The following is a 332-nucleotide window of genomic DNA, read 5'->3' as shown; positions in this document are numbered from 1 at the left end:
TCGCAGTCCCTATATCCCCTATCTGTTTTCCATCCTGCATATGCTCACCTTCTTTTTGCTGTATGTTCAAAGCAAGGAAACGATCGTCTATCCTCAGCCTGCTGTTTCCTTACAGCTTTTATTTCTATGCAACAGCTTTGGGGCGTTTCTTACCATCCTCTATGTCTCTTATGTTTCGAATGCCAGTGCCGATATTGGCAAGGAGGTTTTGAATAAGCAGAATGAAAGTCTTTTGCAAATTGCTAATTACGATTCTCTCACCGGGCTGTACAATCGCACCTATTTGAAAAAATCAGCGTCTCAGCTTCATCTGAAGGATTGCTGTCTTGCTA

Annotated in this window: 1 pseudogene; it reads left to right on the top strand. The window is 42.5% G+C overall.

Annotation, left to right across the window (positions count from 1 at the left end):
- Positions 1-332: pseudogene (locus tag NE665_RS24200) on the top strand (hypothetical protein); the annotation flags it as partial.

This window comes from Clostridium sp. DFI.1.208 (genome assembly GCF_024463855.1).
GTDB lineage: Bacteria > Bacillota_I > Bacilli_A > Erysipelotrichales > Erysipelotrichaceae > Clostridium_AQ.
This window is presented reverse-complemented; position numbering and strand designations above follow the sequence as displayed.